General features: G+C 61.4%; 14 protein-coding genes. 12 read left to right on the forward strand and 2 right to left on the reverse strand.

What is annotated here, in order from left to right; translation table 11 throughout:
• Window positions 1–137 precede the first annotated feature (137 nt).
• The gene (gene ltrA, locus ACVWZP_RS23545; RefSeq protein WP_457370191.1) at window positions 138–1847 is read right to left on the reverse strand and encodes a group II intron reverse transcriptase/maturase; all 1710 of its coding nucleotides are present in this window, start codon (window positions 1845–1847) and stop codon (window positions 138–140) included.
• 1302 nt (window positions 1848–3149) lie between these two features.
• On the opposite strand from ltrA, the gene ACVWZP_RS23550 reads away from it, so the two are divergent.
• The 3 genes from ACVWZP_RS23550 to ACVWZP_RS23560 are packed head-to-tail and all read left to right on the forward strand — an operon-like array spanning window position 3150 to window position 5615.
• The gene (locus ACVWZP_RS23550) at window positions 3150–4175 is read left to right on the forward strand and encodes an aminoglycoside phosphotransferase family protein (protein WP_046381860.1); all 1026 of its coding nucleotides are present in this window, start codon (window positions 3150–3152) and stop codon (window positions 4173–4175) included.
• Entirely contained in the window at window positions 4172–4846 is a 675-nt protein-coding gene (gene murU / locus ACVWZP_RS23555; RefSeq protein WP_046381861.1) for an N-acetylmuramate alpha-1-phosphate uridylyltransferase MurU, read from the forward strand. The genes ACVWZP_RS23550 and murU overlap by 4 nt, the downstream gene beginning before the upstream one ends.
• 1 nt (window position 4847) lies before the next feature.
• Window positions 4848–5615 (forward strand): TerB family tellurite resistance protein, encoded by a 768-nt coding sequence (locus ACVWZP_RS23560; protein WP_017847804.1) that lies wholly within the window; start codon window positions 4848–4850, stop codon window positions 5613–5615.
• 23 nt (window positions 5616–5638) lie between these two features.
• Here ACVWZP_RS23560 and ACVWZP_RS23565 read toward each other — a convergent pair whose 3' ends face one another.
• Window positions 5639–6613 (reverse strand): alpha/beta hydrolase family protein, encoded by a 975-nt coding sequence (locus ACVWZP_RS23565; protein ID WP_046381862.1) that lies wholly within the window; start codon window positions 6611–6613, stop codon window positions 5639–5641.
• 77 nt (window positions 6614–6690) lie between these two features.
• On the opposite strand from ACVWZP_RS23565, the gene ACVWZP_RS23570 reads away from it, so the two are divergent.
• From ACVWZP_RS23570 to ACVWZP_RS23610, 9 genes are all read left to right on the forward strand, one after another.
• Window positions 6691–8685, forward strand: a complete 1995-nt coding sequence (locus ACVWZP_RS23570; protein ID WP_046381863.1) for a sensor histidine kinase — start codon at window positions 6691–6693, stop codon at window positions 8683–8685.
• 18 nt (window positions 8686–8703) lie between these two features.
• Window positions 8704–9333: a response regulator gene (locus ACVWZP_RS23575; RefSeq protein ID WP_017847801.1), complete on the forward strand. Its 630-nt coding sequence runs from the start codon at window positions 8704–8706 to the stop codon at window positions 9331–9333.
• A gap of 225 nt (window positions 9334–9558) precedes the next feature.
• Window positions 9559–10671 carry an ABC transporter ATP-binding protein gene (locus ACVWZP_RS23580; protein WP_046381864.1) on the forward strand — a complete coding sequence of 371 codons (1113 nt, stop codon included), beginning with the start codon at window positions 9559–9561 and terminating at the stop codon, window positions 10669–10671.
• A gap of 44 nt (window positions 10672–10715) precedes the next feature.
• Window positions 10716–11756, forward strand: coding sequence for an ABC transporter substrate-binding protein (locus ACVWZP_RS23585; RefSeq protein ID WP_057005388.1), 1041 nt, complete (start codon window positions 10716–10718; stop codon window positions 11754–11756).
• Between the two features lie 148 nt (window positions 11757–11904).
• Window positions 11905–13152 carry an ABC transporter permease gene (locus ACVWZP_RS23590; protein ID WP_046381866.1) on the forward strand — a complete coding sequence of 416 codons (1248 nt, stop codon included), beginning with the start codon at window positions 11905–11907 and terminating at the stop codon, window positions 13150–13152.
• A gap of 12 nt (window positions 13153–13164) precedes the next feature.
• Complete coding sequence (locus tag ACVWZP_RS23595) at window positions 13165–13989, forward strand: ABC transporter permease (protein WP_017847797.1); 825 nt, start codon at window positions 13165–13167, stop codon at window positions 13987–13989.
• A gap of 123 nt (window positions 13990–14112) precedes the next feature.
• The gene (locus ACVWZP_RS23600; RefSeq protein ID WP_046381867.1) at window positions 14113–15261 is read left to right on the forward strand and encodes an iron-containing alcohol dehydrogenase; all 1149 of its coding nucleotides are present in this window, start codon (window positions 14113–14115) and stop codon (window positions 15259–15261) included.
• 84 nt (window positions 15262–15345) lie between these two features.
• Window positions 15346–16020 carry a ribulose-phosphate 3-epimerase gene (rpe, locus tag ACVWZP_RS23605; RefSeq protein WP_017847795.1) on the forward strand — a complete coding sequence of 225 codons (675 nt, stop codon included), beginning with the start codon at window positions 15346–15348 and terminating at the stop codon, window positions 16018–16020.
• Complete coding sequence (locus ACVWZP_RS23610; RefSeq protein WP_046381869.1) at window positions 16017–16835, forward strand: phosphoglycolate phosphatase; 819 nt, start codon at window positions 16017–16019, stop codon at window positions 16833–16835. The genes rpe and ACVWZP_RS23610 overlap by 4 nt, the downstream gene beginning before the upstream one ends.
• Window positions 16836–16895: the final 60 nt, after the last annotated feature.

Below are 16895 nucleotides of genomic sequence, written 5' to 3' on the forward strand. Positions count from 1 at the left end.
AGTCCGGGCTTCCTGCGTGCCATCTGCCCGCGGTGTGGGCCGCACGCCTCTCGATGGTCTGAAAGTTGGGTAGGAACAGACCATTTCTGGTCTGCTCCCCCCTAAAAACCGTACGTGCGCCTTTCAGCGCATACGGCTCAAGTCTTTACGAAGCCCCCCCTTGGGGGAGCCGGTTTGTACACTGTTAGTCCACGAGCGTGAAGCTGCTGGTGGCAAATGGGATGCAATAGTACCCGGTTGTCCAGCGAGTCACCACCGCCTTGTGAGCGATAAATGATGTGGTGGTCGTGCCACCCAGTCTCCCTAGATATTGGGCTTTTGCATAGTACGCACAGTCCTTTTTGGGATTGAAATAGATGAAGAATTTGTTTGCGGTACTTCAATTTCCCGAGCATCCGGGACATCCGCAATGCCTCTCCCATTTCTTCCATAGAGGGATCAAACGGATTGAAATCCCCGCTGATCTTCCTGTGCCTCTCAATCGGCGTGGTTTCTAGGGCGTATAACCGAATTGCCTCTTTGCCTCCTGACTCCGTTATGACCGTGGTGGCAAACACCCAGCTTCGATTTTCGTAGGTTTGGAAATACTTCTCCCTTACCCAATCGAGACTTTTGTTTGGGTGCCGCCTTTTCGCCCAACGCCAAAGCGCTTGGAATATTTGGTGGTCCATGCGGCTGTACGCCTTCTTGGCGACCACAGGCTGGTGATACAGCGCCCAGCCTCGCAGTATCGGATTAAGCAGGCGGATCAACTCCTCCTGTTTCACCGCTTTGTTAGTGCTGATGACCTCTTTTACCTTCCTATAGAACGCTTTCACGTTCTTTTTGGCAGGTTTGATCAGGAGTTTTCCGCCGTATTTGCGGAAATTCCAACCAAGGAAGTCGAAGCCTTCATCTATGTGGACGACGTGGGTTTTCTCAAGCGACAGCTGCAATCCTCGCACCGCGAGAAACTGCTCAACCCAAGGTTTGATCTCATTTTCGAGCATCTCTTTCGAGCTACCGGTAATCACAAAATCATCCGCATATCGCACCACGTTAATTTTCAGCTTCTTCGCCTTCGTCACGCCCAGATGTTGCTTGAGCTGTGATTCCAGTCCATCCAGCACCAAATTAGCCAAGGTGGGCGAGATAATCCCGCCCTGTGGTGTACCGGCATTCGTTGCCTGTAGCTGGCCTTTGTGAATCACTCCAGCTTTCAACCATTTTCGGAGGATTTCTTTGTCCGTTGGGACATTTTCGATCAGCCAGTCATGGTTGATGTGATCAAAGCAGCCTTTGATGTCCGCTTCCAATACCCATTGGGCCGAAGCCTTCTTGGATAGACAAACGAACAACTGTCCCATCGCATCCGCCGTGGAGCGTTCGATCCGAAAGCCGTAGCTGTTTGGATCGCCGGTGGTCTCAGCGATAGGTGCCAGGGCTAGCAGGTATAGCGCCTGCATAGCTCTGTCAGTCATGGTTGGAATGCCCAGAGGGCGTTCTTTTCCATTCGATTTCGGGATAAACACACGCCGTAGTGGCCGTGGCTTATACCCGTGGCGCTTCAACCCATTTGCCGCTTTCCATTTGGCATCGGGTGTATCCCAGAGCACGCGGTCGACTCCCGCCGTGCGCTTGCCCTGGTTTTCAGTGACTCGCCGTATGGCCAAGTATCTGGCCGAACGAGAGCGGGTTAACATCCGTTGCAGGGCTTTCACCCGGCGCCAGTTGCCTTCCCGACAAGCCTTCGCAATCCGTATCTGCATCGCCCGTACGTTCTGCTGCACACGACACCAATCGATGTCATGCCAATGCTGCGGAACGCCGGAAGGCGCAGACCCGGCCAGTTGGCTAGGTACTAACATGCTGCCTTCCTCTCAAGTTTCCCGAGCAGAAGACGTACGCATCCCCTGACGGGAATGGACGCTCCCGTCAGGAGTGGATGAATAAGAAGCCCATTACTGCCGGACTTCGAAGATGATTGAGACAGGTTTACTCAGCGTTCATGCGATAAAAGACCACGCAGAAGTCTGCCCGGTTTCCCGTGGGGTAATGTTCCAACCCCTATCCGCGCCATTACAGCTCGGCGTTCGCTTTTTCTGCGATCCCATACCCGCACAGCCAACAGATCCCCTTGCGGTTCACCTGCCCGAAGGCGGCCATACGGGCTTACCACGTTCCCTACCTGTCACACGATTGGTTTAGGGTCTGCCTTTTCACCGGAGGCCTTGTAGCGACGTATTCCCACATCCCACAGGAATAACTGGCCCCATACCTTTTGGTCCATGCCTGACAGCAGTTTTGGCATGTTTATCATTACGGCGTTTATCAGCAGTTCACTTACGTTACCCATGCCAACCAGCCTAGCGTCTCGACCCGGTACTGCTCCGAGCGTCTGTACTTTGCCTCACGGCAAAAGCACACCCTGATGGGGACTACATTGTCGGAAAAGCTTCACACCCCACCGTTACCAGTGACGCATGTTTTCCTAGGCTATCGTTGGTCGCACAACGAGTCCGCTGCTATCTCAAACTAAGATAGTTGGACAATGACAGACAGAGTTTTCGCTCGTGTCTCCGGTTTGATGTGAGCGGAGGACTGCAAGGCAGCACGCTCAAAGAGTATTTCCTCCTGTTTTAAGGCAGGAGGAATCCCTGCGGGGATTCATCCCGCAAGGGTAGGCCTAGGGCCTGAGTGGATTCGCTATCTGATGTAGAAGACGGCGCAAATAATGACGACCGTAAAGGCCGATATCATTCCCGCAAATTTCCAAGTCAGTCGATACAAGACGTCATCGAGAGCTTTGGAGATATCTGTCTGACTTGCCGATACATCAGCTTTAAGGGCTAGACGTTTCCGCATAGAGACCTCATCAGTAGTGAAGTAGGCACTCCCAGTCCGAAATTCGGACCATAGCCGCGCTTCTGAGTGCTAAGCGGCTTTGGGGTTCGCTATTGTCGCCGCAGCGACAACGAGTCCTTCTAAGCAGTGGGACCCCTGGGCTGTTTTGTTTCCCGGATTGGCTACCGGGCTATCGGTTTTCTTGGGGAAAACCATTGACGGTGACGTCTCACCGCCAACCTGGAGACACGCTACGCGTGTCGCACAAGATGCGTGATAATAAAGCATGACCCGCTTGACGGCTAGCGCCGTCGGAGACCCTTGTAATGCCCGAGCAAGATCTACGTTTACAACAGCTGAAAGTCTGGCTGGATGAGCAGTTGCCGATCCTCTTCAACGCTCAGGATTGGGGCGTCGTACCCCCGGCCACATTGACCGCGGCCAGTAGCGACGCGAGTTTCAGGCGCTACTTCCGCTGGGAAGGCGGGGCGCATACTTTCGTGGTGATGGACGCTCCACCCCCCCAGGAAAACTGCAAACCTTTCGTCGATATCGCCGATTTACTGGCGAAATCGGCAATCAATGTGCCAAAAATTTATGCAGAAGATTTGCCGCGCGGCTTTCTTTTGCTCAACGACCTGGGCAGAAAAACCTACCTGGACGTGATTGACGAGCAAAATGCCGATCAATTGTTCGCCGATGCCATCGACGCCTTGCTGGCTTTCCAGCAGTTGCCGATGGACGCGCCGCTGCCCAGCTATGACGTCGCTTTACTGCGCCGCGAGCTGGAACTCTTCCCCGAATGGTACGTGCGCCGCCACCTGGGGATCGAATTCGACGCGCACCAGCAGGCGCTCTGGCAGCGTGTCAGCGAGCGCCTGATCGACAGCGCCCTGGCCCAGCCGAAAGTGCTGGTACACCGCGACTACATGCCGCGCAACCTGATGATCAGCGCACCGAACCCCGGCGTGCTGGATTTCCAGGACGCGGTCTACGGCCCGGTGACCTACGACATCACCTGCCTGTTCAAGGACGCGTTCCTCAGTTGGCCCCAGGCCCGCGTGCGCGAATGGCAGCGCGGTTATTGGCAGCGCGCCATAACCCTGGGCATCCCGGTGCAGGCGGATTTCGATGACTTCCTGCGCGCCAGCGACCTGATGGGCGTGCAGCGTCACCTCAAGGTGATCGGTATTTTCGCGCGTATCTGCCACCGCGACGGCAAGCCACGCTACCTGGCCGACGTGCCGCGCTTCTTTGCCTATATAGACGCGGTACTGGCGGACCGTCCGGAGTTGGGCGAACTGGCTGAGCTGCTGGCCAGCCTGCGCCAACCCGCCGAGGCGAGCGTATGAAGGCGATGATCCTGGCGGCCGGCAAAGGCGAGCGGATGCGCCCGCTCACCTTGCACACGCCCAAGCCGCTGGTGCAGGCGGGCGGCAAGCGCCTGATCGAGTATCACCTGGAGGCGCTGGCCAGGGCCGGGTTCACCGATGTCGTGATCAACCATGCCTGGCTCGGCCAGCAGATTGAAAACTACCTGGGCGACGGTGCGCAGTTTGGCCTGCGCATCCGCTACTCCCCCGAGGGCGAACCGTTGGAAACCGGCGGCGGGATTTTCCAGGCGCTGCCGTTGCTGGGGGATGAACCCTTTCTGGTGGTCAATGGCGATATCTGGACCGATTACGACTTCGCCCAACTCCAGCGCCCGCTCCAGGGCCTGGCCCACTTGGTGATGGTCGATAACCCGGCGCATCACCCCTCGGGCGGGGATTTCCACCTGGATCATGGTGTGCTTCATGATGCGGCGCCCGGTGCCGATAACCTGACCTTCAGTGGCATATCAGTGCTCGACCCCAAGTTGTTCGCGGGGTGCAGCACCGGTGCCTTCAAGCTGGCGCCGCTGTTGCGCGCGGCCATGGCGCAAGGTCAAGTAACGGGAGAACACATGACGGGACGCTGGATCGATGTCGGCACGCTGGAGCGCCTGGCGCAAGTCGAAACCCTGCTGACAGCGGGGCGCTAAGATGTTGTGGCCTGGGACGCTGATCGGCGCCGGGGCTGGCTTTGCCATTGCCAGTATTCCGGGGGCCTTGTTGGGAGCCTTGCTTGGGCAGGCGCTGGATCGCCGCCTGCAACTGCACAGCTGGGCACAGTTGCGTGAGCGCCTGGGCGGGCGCCCGGCGTTGCGCAATGACGAACTGTTGTTTGTGCTGCTGGGCCGCCTGGCCAAAAGCAATGGCCGCGTGGCGGACGGGCATATCCAGCAGGCACGCCAGGAAATGCGCGCGCTGGACATGACCGAACCGGCCCAGCGTCGGGCGATTGCGGCGTTCAACCGCGGTAAATCCGGCTCTGACCGGGTGCGCGCCTACCTGCGCGTCCTCAAGTCCCAGCCCCATGCGTCAGAAGGCGTGTTGCGCGCCTGTTGGCGCATGGCCTGGGCGGATGGCCGCGCGGATGATGCCGAGCGCGACTTGATCAACTTGTGGGGCAAGTGGTTGGGCTGGACGCCGCAACAGCTTCAGGCGCTGGCCGCCGATTACGCGCCGGAGCGCAAGCCGGTGGCCAGCCGTGGCGCCGCGTATCAGGAGGCGTTGCGGATTCTGGGGGTGACCAGCACCACCGAGCCCTCGGCGATCAAGCGCGCCTACCGCCGCCTGCTCAGCCGCCACCATCCAGACAAGATCGCCGGTAGCGGCGCCAGCCCCGCGCAAGTGCGTGAGGCCACCGAGCGAACCCGCGAACTGCATAACGCCTATACGTTGATTCGCGAGCGGCGGGATTTCCGTTAGTCATCCCATTTGGGCGCGGGCGCTCAGCTGTCTTTTGGCTCTGGGCTCAACCACCCGCGCACCCGCCGATACAACTGCTCCTGCTCGGCCGAACTGTTGCCGGGCAAGGTCTTGAGCGACACTTGCTTGTAGCCGCCATTCTTCAAGCGTTTGGCGGCTTGGGCGCGCTCCCGTGCGGTGTTCCGGTCCTGGGCGAGGTCCTGGTAGAAGACATCCGCCGTGGGGACTTTCAAGCCCGGGGCGAGTTGTTGCAGGTCCGGTTGGCGACCCACGGGGGCCTTGCCCGCCACCATCACCAGCTTCTGCACCTGGCTCGGTTGTTTCTCGCTCAAGTACCGCGCGGCCCACCAGGCGCCGCTGCCATGGCCAAGCAGCACCACGCTGCGGGCGCCTTGGGTCTGGGCGAAAGCGACGGCGGCATCGATGCGCTCGAAGATACGCTTGGCATCGGTCTTGTCCTGTTCGTCCGCGCCCGGCACCACGGCCGGGTCGGTGCCTTCGGCTTCCGCGCTGGCGGCTTGCTCGATCGGTTTGGCGGCGGTGCTGCCGTCTTTGCTGCTGGTGTCGACGGCCGCGTTGGGCGCTTCGATCACCCGTGGTGGCAAGGTGTCCAGGTTCACGTCCGGCAGTGACAGACTGAGGGTGCCCCAGCCGGCATCCGGCAATTTACGCCGCAATGGTGCAATTGCTTGCGGCCAGTCAGCATTTTCACCCGCGCCAGGTACGATAATCACCACGCCTTCGGCTTCGGCGCTGTTGGCCGGTTTCCACAGGGCCAGGAATGAATCGCTGCCGGCCTGCAGCTGTTGCTGTTCTTCGCGTGGGATCTGGCGTTCGAGGGCGCTGGCTTCTTCCCGGCTCCGCTCCGGCAGGGGCTGGCGTTCGAGCGGTTTTTCCGCAACCGGCGCAGGCGCGTCGGCGGCCTGGGCAGAAAAGACGGCGGTAAAGAGGAGTGACAGGCACAATGCTGGCAGTGCCGAACGGTTTCGATAGGGCATCGTTAATTCCCGGCCAGAAGTGATTCCAGCAGCCTAATGGGTTGGTCAGTATTTGTCAGTGATGTGAGACGTGGATCATGGGTTTTCGCTGTCTGCTGGTTATCGGCTGTATGTGCTTTGCCTTGATGGCGGGGGCCGCGCCCGTGCCTGTCGCTGCGCAAGCGCAGCTCTCTGTGCCGCAACGCGAATGGCTGGCGCAGCACCCGGAGTTGCGGGTGGGGCTGGTCTTGCAGGCGCCGTATGCGCAATACGACCGGCGCCTGCAGCGTTTGTCGGGGGCCAATGTCGAGTTGATGCAATGGCTGGCCAAGGCCCTGAACATCGAGCTGACGTGGCGCAATTTCCCCACTCAGGAGCAACTGGAAGCCGCCCTGCGCGACGGCGAGGTGGACATCGCCCCCGGTCTGCAGCAAACCCCGGCCGGTTTGCGCCTGTGGTTGTTCACCGACCCGTACATGCGCGTGCCCCAGCGTATCGTCGGTGTGCGTGAGGGCGGCGGTGCGGTGGAATTGGAAAAACTCGACGAACATTCCCGCGTCGCCGTGCGTATGCCCAGCGCCGTGGCCGATTACCTGCGCAGCACCTATCCCGGTCTCAACCTGCAAGGCGTGCCCATGGAGCGCCAGGCCTTGCAGTTGCTGGTCAGTCAGCAGGCGCGTTACGCCGTGGTGGATGAGGCGCAACTGAGCCGCTTGTCGGGCGAGCCTGAGTTCTCCGGGCTGGCGGTGGTCGGCGATATCGGCCTGCCGCAATTGCTGCGGGTGGCGACCCGCCGCGACTGGCCGGAACTGTCCGGCATCATGGAAAGCGCGTTGCGCGCCATCCCCGCCCGCGATCTGGACCAATTGCACAACCGCTGGCTGCAACCCAAATACCCGCGTCTGTCCGAGTCTCCCGGCCTGTGGCAAAACCTCAGCCTGCTGCTGGGGTTGCTGCTGCTCGCCAGCCTGGCGGTGGTGTTCTGGCAGCGTCGCCAGCAACGAGTGCTGGAACACAAACTGCTCGCCGCTCGCGAAGAAAGCGCCGCACGCGCCGCCGGTGCCGAAGCGCTGCGCCTGACGCAGTTTTCCATCGATCAAAGTACCGTCGGCATCCTCTGGGTCAATTGGGACAGCCATGTGCGCTACGCCAACCTGGCGGCGGAAACCATGCTCGGTTATGGCCCCGGCGCGCTGATCGAGCGTCCGCTGGCCGATTTCGACCCGAGCCTGAGCATGGACCGTTGGCTGAACCTGTGGAAACGCGCGCGTGCCAGCGAAGAGGGCCCACAGCATTTCGCCGCCGACTGCCTGCGCGCAGACGGCAGCATCCTGCCGGCCGAGGTGTCGTTGAGCTTTCTGCGGTTTGCCGACGGCGAATACCTGGTGGTCTACCTCAATGACGTCACCGAACGTCGCCGTTATGTGGCTGCGTTGCTGCAAAGCGAAGCGCAGTTGCGCGAACTGTCGGCGCACCTGGAAACCGTGCGTGAAGAAGAAAAGGCGCGCATCGCCCGCGAAGTACACGACGAACTCGGGCAAATGCTCACCGTACTCAAGCTGGAAACCTCCATGTGCGAGCTGGCCTATGCGCAACTGGACCCCGGCCTGAACGAGCGCTTGAACAGCATGAAACGCCTGATCGCCCAACTGTTTCAATTGGTGCGCGACGTGGCCACGGCGTTGCGCCCGCCGATTCTCGACGCCGGGATCGCCTCGGCCATCGAGTGGCAGGCGCGGCGCTTCGAAGCGCGCACGCAGATTCCCTGCCTGGTGCAAGTCCCGGATAACCTGCCGGCCTTGAGCGATGCCAAGGCCATTGGCCTGTTCCGTATCCTGCAGGAGGCGCTGACCAATGTGATGCGCCATGCCCAGGCGCATACTGTCGAGCTGACCCTGGCGGTGGAGGGCAAGCAACTGCGGCTGACCATTAGCGACGACGGCGTCGGTTTCATCGAGGCCAAGGGGCGCCCGGTGTCGTTCGGCCTGGTCGGCATGCGTGAGCGCGTGCTGATCATGGGCGGGCAGTTGAACCTGGACAGCCAGCCGGGGGAGGGCACCACCCTGAGTGTGACGGTGCCATTGGATGCATAACAATAAGAGGAAACCCCTGTGATCCGTGTACTGGTAGCCGAAGACCACACCATCGTGCGTGAAGGCATCAAGCAATTGATCGGCCTAGCCAAAGACTTGCTGGTGGTGGGCGAGGCGGGCAATGGCGAGCAGTTGCTGGAGACCTTGCGCCATGTGCCTTGCGAGGTGGTGTTGCTGGATATCTCGATGCCTGGCGTCAACGGCCTGGAAGCCATCGCGCGGATTCGTGCGCTGAGCAATCCGCCGGCGATCCTGGTGCTGTCGATGCACGATGAAGCGCAGATGGCCGCGCGGGCCCTGAAGGTAGGCGCGGCCGGTTATGCCACCAAGGACAGCGACCCGGCCCTGCTCTTGATGGCGATTCGCAAGGTCGCGGCTGGCGGGCGCTATATCGACCCGGACCTGGCCGATCGCATGGTCTTCGAGGTCGGCCTGACCGATTCGCGACCTTTGCATTCGCTGCTGTCGGAACGCGAGTTCTCGGTGTTCGAACGCCTGGCCCAGGGCGCCAACGTCAACGACATCGCCCAGCAACTGGCGTTGAGCAGCAAGACCATCAGCACCCATAAGGCACGCCTGATGCAAAAGCTCAATATCACCTCCCTGGCCGAACTGGTGAAGTACGCCATGGAGCACAAGCTGCTCTGACGACATGCCTGTTTGCGACCTCCTTCAGAGCGCCATTTGCCCGTTCTCGGCGCTTGCAGGCTGGCGCTCATAGCGGCGCTGTTCTATCCCCGCCATCGCTGTAGGGCGTTCCCTACCCCCAACCTTCCATCTGGCTGATGTGATTCTCTCCTGGCCCCCGATTTCCGGGGCCCCGCCCCTGGACTACGCTTGTGCCACAGCAGTCCAAAATACAAAGGTGCGGGTATGAGCGAGGCGGATTCAAATGATGTGCTGGTCAGCTTTCGTGGCGTGCAGAAGAGCTACGACGGCGAGAACCTGATCGTCAAGGACCTCAACCTGGAGATTCGCAAGGGCGAGTTCCTCACCCTGCTAGGGCCGTCGGGTTCGGGTAAGACCACCAGCCTGATGATGCTGGCCGGCTTCGAAACGCCGACTGCCGGCGAAATCCAGCTGGCCGGGCGTGCCATCAACCACGTGCCGCCGCACAAGCGCGATATCGGCATGGTGTTCCAGAACTACGCGTTGTTCCCGCACATGACCGTGGCCGAGAACCTGGCGTTTCCCCTGTCGGTGCGAGGGTTGAGCAAGACCGATATCAGCGAGCGGGTCAAGCGCGTGCTGAGTATGGTCCAGCTCGACGCCTTCGCCCAACGCTACCCGGCGCAACTCTCCGGCGGCCAGCAACAGCGTGTGGCGTTGGCCCGGGCGCTGGTGTTCGAACCGCAGCTGGTGCTGATGGACGAACCCCTCGGCGCCCTCGACAAGCAATTGCGCGAACACATGCAGATGGAGATCAAGCACCTGCACCAACGCCTCGGCGTGACCGTGGTGTATGTGACCCACGACCAGGGCGAAGCCTTGACCATGTCCGACCGGGTGGCCGTGTTCCATCAGGGCGAGATCCAGCAGATCGCGGCGCCGCGTACCCTGTACGAAGAGCCGAAAAATACCTTCGTCGCCAACTTCATCGGCGAAAACAACCGCCTCAACGGTCGCCTGCACAGCCACACCGGCGACCGCTGCGTGGTGGAACTGGCGCGCGGCGAGAAAGTCGAGGCGCTGGCGGTGAACGTCGGCCAGGTTGGCGGCCCGGTGACCTTGTCGGTGCGGCCTGAGCGCGTCAGCCTCAATGGCTCCAGCGAACGTTGCGTGAACCGCTTCTCTGGGCGAGTAGCGGAATTTGTCTACCTGGGCGACCACGTGCGCGTGCGCCTGGAAGTCTGCGGCATGACTGATTTTTTTGTGAAACAACCGATCGCCGAGCTGGACCCGGCACTGGCGGTCGGCGACGTGGTACCGATTGGCTGGCAAGTCGAGCACGTTCGCGCACTCGACCCACTTCTAGAGGCGAAATAATCGCCCCCATGGCTTCACCAACCCTGCACGTGGAGAGAACAACAATGTTGAGATCCCTTAAGTATTCCGCACTGGCGATCGGCTTGATCGGCGCGACCCAGGCCATGGCCGGCCCGGATCTGACGGTCGTGTCCTTTGGTGGCGCGAACAAGGCCGCACAGGTCAAGGCTTTCTATGCACCGTGGGAAAGTGCAGGCAACGGCAAAATCGTCGCCGGCGAGTACAACGGTGAGATGGCCAAGATCAAAGCCATGGTCGACACCAAGAGCGTGTCCTGGGACCTGGTGGAAGTGGAATCGCCGGAACTGTCCCGTGGTTGCGACGAAGACATGTTCGAGCCGCTGGACCCGAAACTGTTCGGCAACAGCGCTGACTACGTCAAAGGCGCGATCCAGCCATGCGGCGTGGGCTTCTTCGTGTGGTCGACCGTACTCGCCTACAACGCTGACAAGCTGAGCAGCGCGCCGACCAGTTGGGCGGACTTCTGGGACACCAAGAAATTCCCTGGCAAGCGCGGCCTGCGCAAGGGTGCCAAATACACCCTCGAATTCGCGTTGATGGCTGACGGCGTGGCGCCGAAGGATGTGTACAAAGTGCTGGCCGGCAAAGACGGCCAGGACCGTGCGTTCAAAAAGCTCGACGAACTCAAGCCGTCGATCCAGTGGTGGGAAGCCGGCGCGCAACCGCCGCAGTACCTCGCCTCGGGTGACGTAGTGATGAGCTCGGCCTACAACGGTCGCATCGCTGCCGTACAGAAAGAGAGCAACCTGAAAGTGGTCTGGAACGGTGGCATCTACGACTTCGACGCGTGGGCTATTCCAAAAGGCCTGGCCAAGGATCGCGCAGAAGCGGCGAAGAAGTTCATCGCCTTCTCGGTGCAGCCGCAGCAGCAGAAGATCTACTCGGAAAACATCGCTTACGGCCCGGCCAACACCCAAGCCGTACCGTTGCTGGCCAAGGACGTGCTCAAAGACATGCCGACCACGCCTGAGAACATCGCCAACCAGGTGCAGATCGATGTGAGCTTCTGGGCGGATAACGGCGAGCAACTTGAGCAGCGCTTCAATTCCTGGGCTGCCAAATAAGCCATGTGGGAGGGGGCTTGCCCCCGATAGCGAAGTGTCAGTCAGAACATCTATCAACTGATACACCGCCATCGGGAGCAAACCCCCTCCCACAGGGGATCTGCTGCGTTTGGCAGAGTGCATTCATTTTCAAGTTTCGGAGTTAGCCATGGCCATCGCCGTTCCCTCGACCGAGGTCAACAGCCCCACCCTCAAGCAGCGCCTGGCGCGTGCCGAGCGGCTTAATCGCTGGAAGGCGCAGGCCTTGATTGCGCCGCTGGTGCTGTTTTTGCTGCTGGTGTTCCTGGTGCCGATCGTTGCGCTGTTGTACAAAAGTGTCGGCAACCCGGAAGTCGTGGGCGGCCTGCCGCGCACGGTGGTGGCGGTGAAGACCTGGGACGGTCGCGGCTTGCCTGGCGAGCCGGTGTACCAGGCGCTCAGCGAAGACCTTGGCGAAGCGCGCAAGAACCAGACCCTCGGCGATCTGTCGAAACGCTTGAACATGGAACTGGCCGGCTATCGCAGCCTGCTGACCAAAACCGCGCGGGCGCTGCCGTTTACCGAAGCGCCGGCCTCTTATAAAGAAGCGCTGGAAACCCTCGACGAACGCTGGGGCGACCCGGCGTACTGGCAGGCGATCCGGCGCAATACCAGCAGCCTGACGCCGTACTATCTGCTGGCGGCCGTCGATCACCGTATCGACGACCTCGGCGAAGTGGCCCCGGCCACGCCGGACCAGGCGATCTACCTGGACATCTTCGCCCGCACCTTCTGGATGGGCCTGGTGATCACTTTTGTCTGCCTGCTGTTGGCCTATCCGCTGGCCTACCTGCTGGCGAACCTGCCGGCACGGCAAAGCAACCTGCTGATGATTCTGGTGCTGCTGCCGTTCTGGACCTCGATCCTGGTGCGCGTGGCGGCGTGGATCGTGCTGCTGCAGTCCGGTGGCTTGATCAACAGCGCGCTGATGGGCATGGGCCTGATCGATAAGCCGCTGGAGCTGGTGTTCAACCGCACCGGGGTCTACATCTCCATGGTGCATATCCTGCTGCCGTTCATGATTCTGCCGATCTACAGCGTGATGAAAGGCATCTCGCCGACCTACATGCGCGCCGCGATTTCCCTGGGCTGTCACCCATTCGCCAGCTTCTGGCGCGTGTACTTCCCGCAAACCTACGCCGGTGTGGGCGCAGGCTGCCTGCTGGTGTTCATCCTGGCGATTGGTTACTACATCACCCCGGCCTTGCTGGGCAGCCCGAACGACCAGATGGTCAGCTACTTCGTGGCCTTCTACACCAACACCAGCATCAACTGGGGCATGGCGACCGCGTTGGGCGGCTTGCTGCTGCTGGCCACCGTGCTGCTGTACCTGATCTACAACCGGCTGGTGGGCGCCAGTCGCCTGCGCCTGAGCTAAGGAGACCTTGCGATGCTGAGCCCTTATATGTCGCCCGTGGAGCGGGTGTGGTTCTACAGCTTGCGGATCCTCTGCGGCTTGATCCTGCTGTTCCTGATTCTGCCTGTGCTGGTGATCATCCCGCTGTCGTTCAACAGCGGCAGCTTCCTGGTGTACCCGCTGCAAGGCTTCTCGCTGCACTGGTACCAGGACTTTTTCGCCTCGGCCGAATGGATGCGGGCGCTGAAGAACAGCGTCATCGTCGCCCCGGCGGCCACCGTGCTGGCCATGGTGTTCGGCACGTTGGCGGCGATCGGCCTGACCCGTGGGCATTTCCCCGGCAAGGCGCTGGTGATGGCCCTGGTGATTTCGCCGATGGTGGTGCCGGTGGTGATCATCGGCGTGGCCAGTTACCTGTTCTTCGCGCCGCTGGGGCTGGGTAACAGTTTCTTTTCGCTGATTGTGGTCCACGCCGTATTGGGCGTGCCGTTTGTGATCATCACGGTGTCCGCGACCTTGCAGGGTTTCAACCATAACCTGGTGCGGGCAGCGGCCAGCCTGGGGGCATCGCCGTTGACCGCGTTTCGCCGGGTGACCTTGCCGCTGATCGCGCCGGGGGTGATTTCCGGGGCGCTGTTCGCGTTTGCCACCTCGTTCGACGAAGTGGTGGTGACGCTGTTCCTCGCCGGCCCCGAGCAAGCGACCCTGCCGCGCCAGATGTTCAGCGGTATCCGCGAAAACCTCAGCCCGACGATTGCCGCCGCGGCGACCTTGCTGATTGCTTTCTCGGTGTTGCTGCTGCTGACCCTGGAATGGCTGCGCGGCCGTAGCGAGAAGTTGCGCACCGCCCAGGTCTAAATGTGGGAGGGGGCAAGCCCCCTCCCACAATCGGCTCTGTGACCATTCAGCTGTTGAATGGAAGACAACCGATCTCCGTCAGCTACTCTTGTGCCAGCCCACAATCGACAAGAGGCCGCGCACATGAGTACTTCCTCATTCAAGATCGCCCACAAACTGTTGACTGGCGCCGGCGCCATCGAGCAATTGGCCGCAGAGTTGACGCGGCTGGATGTCGACAACCCGCTGATCGTCACCGATGCCGCGCTGGTCAAGTCCGGCACCGTGGCGCTGGCGCTGGCGCATTTGGGCGAGCGCTCCTACGAGATCTTCGACCGGGTGCTGCCCGACCCGGAAATCGCCATTGTCGAAGACTGCATGCGCGCCTACCGCGAAGGCGGGCATGACGGCCTGATCGGCCTGGGCGGCGGCAGTGCGATCGATATCGCCAAGAGCGTGGCGGCCTATGCCGGATACCACGGCGCGCTGGCGGACCTGTTCGGTGTCGATCAGGTGCCGCGCAAGGGCCCGCCGCTGATCGCCATTCCCACGACGGCCGGCACCGGCTCGGAAGTGACCAACGTCGCGATCCTCTCCGACAAGGCCGCGCAACTGAAAAAGGGCATCGTCAGTGACTTCCTGCTGCCGGACGTCGCACTCATCAGCCCGCAGATGACCCTGACCTGCCCGCGCAGCGTCACCGCCGCCAGTGGCGTGGATGCGCTGGTGCATGCCATTGAGTCCTACCTGTCGCTGAACGCCTCGCCGATTACCGATGCCTTGGCCATCGGCGCGATCAAGCTGATTGCCAAGGCGTTGCCCAAGGCTTACGCCAACCCGGCCAACCTGCAGGCCCGCGACGACATGGCCACCGCCAGTCTGATGGCCGGGATGGCGTTCGGTAACGCCGGGGTCGGCGCGGTGCATGCGTTGGCGTATCCGCTGGGCGGGCGCTTTAATATCGCCCATGGCGTGAGCAATGCGCTGTTGCTGCCGTATGTCATGCACTGGAACAAGCTGGCGTGTGTCGAGCGCATGCAGGACATTGCCCAGGCCATGGGCGTGAATGTCACCGGCCTGAGCATCAATGACGCCGCCGACCAGGCGGTCGAGGCGATGACGCGACTGTGCGCCGCGGTGGAGATCCCATCGGGCCTGCGCAGCTTCGGTATCCCCGAAGACGCCCTCGCGGCCATGGCCGTGGAAGCGGCGGGCATCGAGCGCCTGATGTGCAACAATCCGCGCCAACTCAGCGCTGCCGATATCGAGAAAATCTATCGGGCGGCGTACTAGCCGTTGAGTTAGGTCACGGTGCGCTGGGCAAAGCATGAGGTATACAATGCGCGCCATTGTGATTTAGCTCAAAAAAGGTGCGTCATGCAGCCCTTCGTTATCGCTCCATCGATTCTCTCCGCCGACTTCGCCCGTCTGGGTGAGGAAGTGGACAACGTGTTGGCCGCCGGTGCCGACTTCGTCCACTTCGATGTCATGGACAACCACTACGTCCCCAACCTGACCATCGGCCCGATGGTTTGCGCGGCGTTGCGCAAGTACGGTGTCACCGCGCCGATCGACGCGCACCTGATGGTCAGCCCGGTAGACCGCATCGTCGGGGACTTCATTGAAGCGGGCGCGACTTACATCACCTTCCACCCGGAAGCCTCGCTGCACGTCGACCGCACCCTGCAACTGATCCGCGAAGGCGGCTGCAAGGCGGGCCTGGTGTTCAACCCGGCCACCCCGCTGGACGTGCTCAAGTACGTGATGGACAAAGTCGACATGGTGCTGCTGATGAGCGTCAACCCAGGTTTCGGCGGGCAGAAGTTCATCCCCGGCACCCTCGACAAGCTGCGCGAAGCCCGTGCGCTGATCGATGCCTCGGGGCGTGAGATCCGCCTGGAAATCGACGGTGGGGTCAACGTCAACAATATCCGCGAAATCGCTGCCGCCGGCGCCGACACCTTTGTCGCCGGCTCGGCGATCTTCAATGCGCCGGACTACCAGGACGTCATCGCCAAGATGCGAGCGGAACTGGCGCTGGCGCGTCCATGAGCGGCTTCGAGCGGCTGTTCCCCGGCAAACTGCCACGGCTGGTGATGTTCGATCTGGACGGTACGTTGATCGACTCGGTGCCGGACCTGGCGGCGGCGGTGGACGAGATGCTGCTCAAGCTGGGGCGCAAGCCGGTCGGCATCGAGTCGGTGCGCAAATGGGTCGGCAACGGCGCGCAAGTACTGGTACGCCGGGCGCTGGCCAACCACATCGAGGCCGAGGGGGTCGATGATGTCGAGGCCGAACACGCCCTGGAATTGTTCAACCTCGCCTATGAAGACCACCACGAACTGACCGTGGTGTACCCCGGCGTGCGCGACACCCTCAAATGGCTGAGCAAGCAGGGCGTGGAAATGGCCCTGATCACCAACAAGCCGGAGCGCTTCGTCGCGCCGTTGCTGGACCAGATGAAAATCGGCCGTTATTTCCGCTGGATCATCGGTGGCGATACCTTGCCGCAGAAGAAACCCGACCCGGCGGCGCTGTTTTTCGTGATGAAAATGGCCAATATCCCGGCGTCCCAGTCGTTGTTTGTCGGCGATTCGCGCAGCGATGTGCTGGCGGCCAAGGCGGCGGGCGTGCAGTGCGTGGCCTTGAGTTACGGCTATAACCACGGTCGGCCGATCGCCGAAGAGTCGCCCGCGCTGGTAATTGATGACCTGCGCCGACTAATCCCCGGTTGCTTGGGAGCGGGCGCTGAGATAACGTTGGCCGACACCGATCCATCCCCTTCTGGAAATACCATCGTGGTAGTCACTCGCAAACTCTGGATGAAAGTTATCAAGGCCCTGGCCCGCTGGCGTTGGCGCGCCTGACTGAATCCTGGCCGCGCTGCGGCACGTTTGCACACCTGACCGTTAGACCCTCATGCCACG

This window comes from Pseudomonas sp. TE36184, from assembly GCF_054060055.1.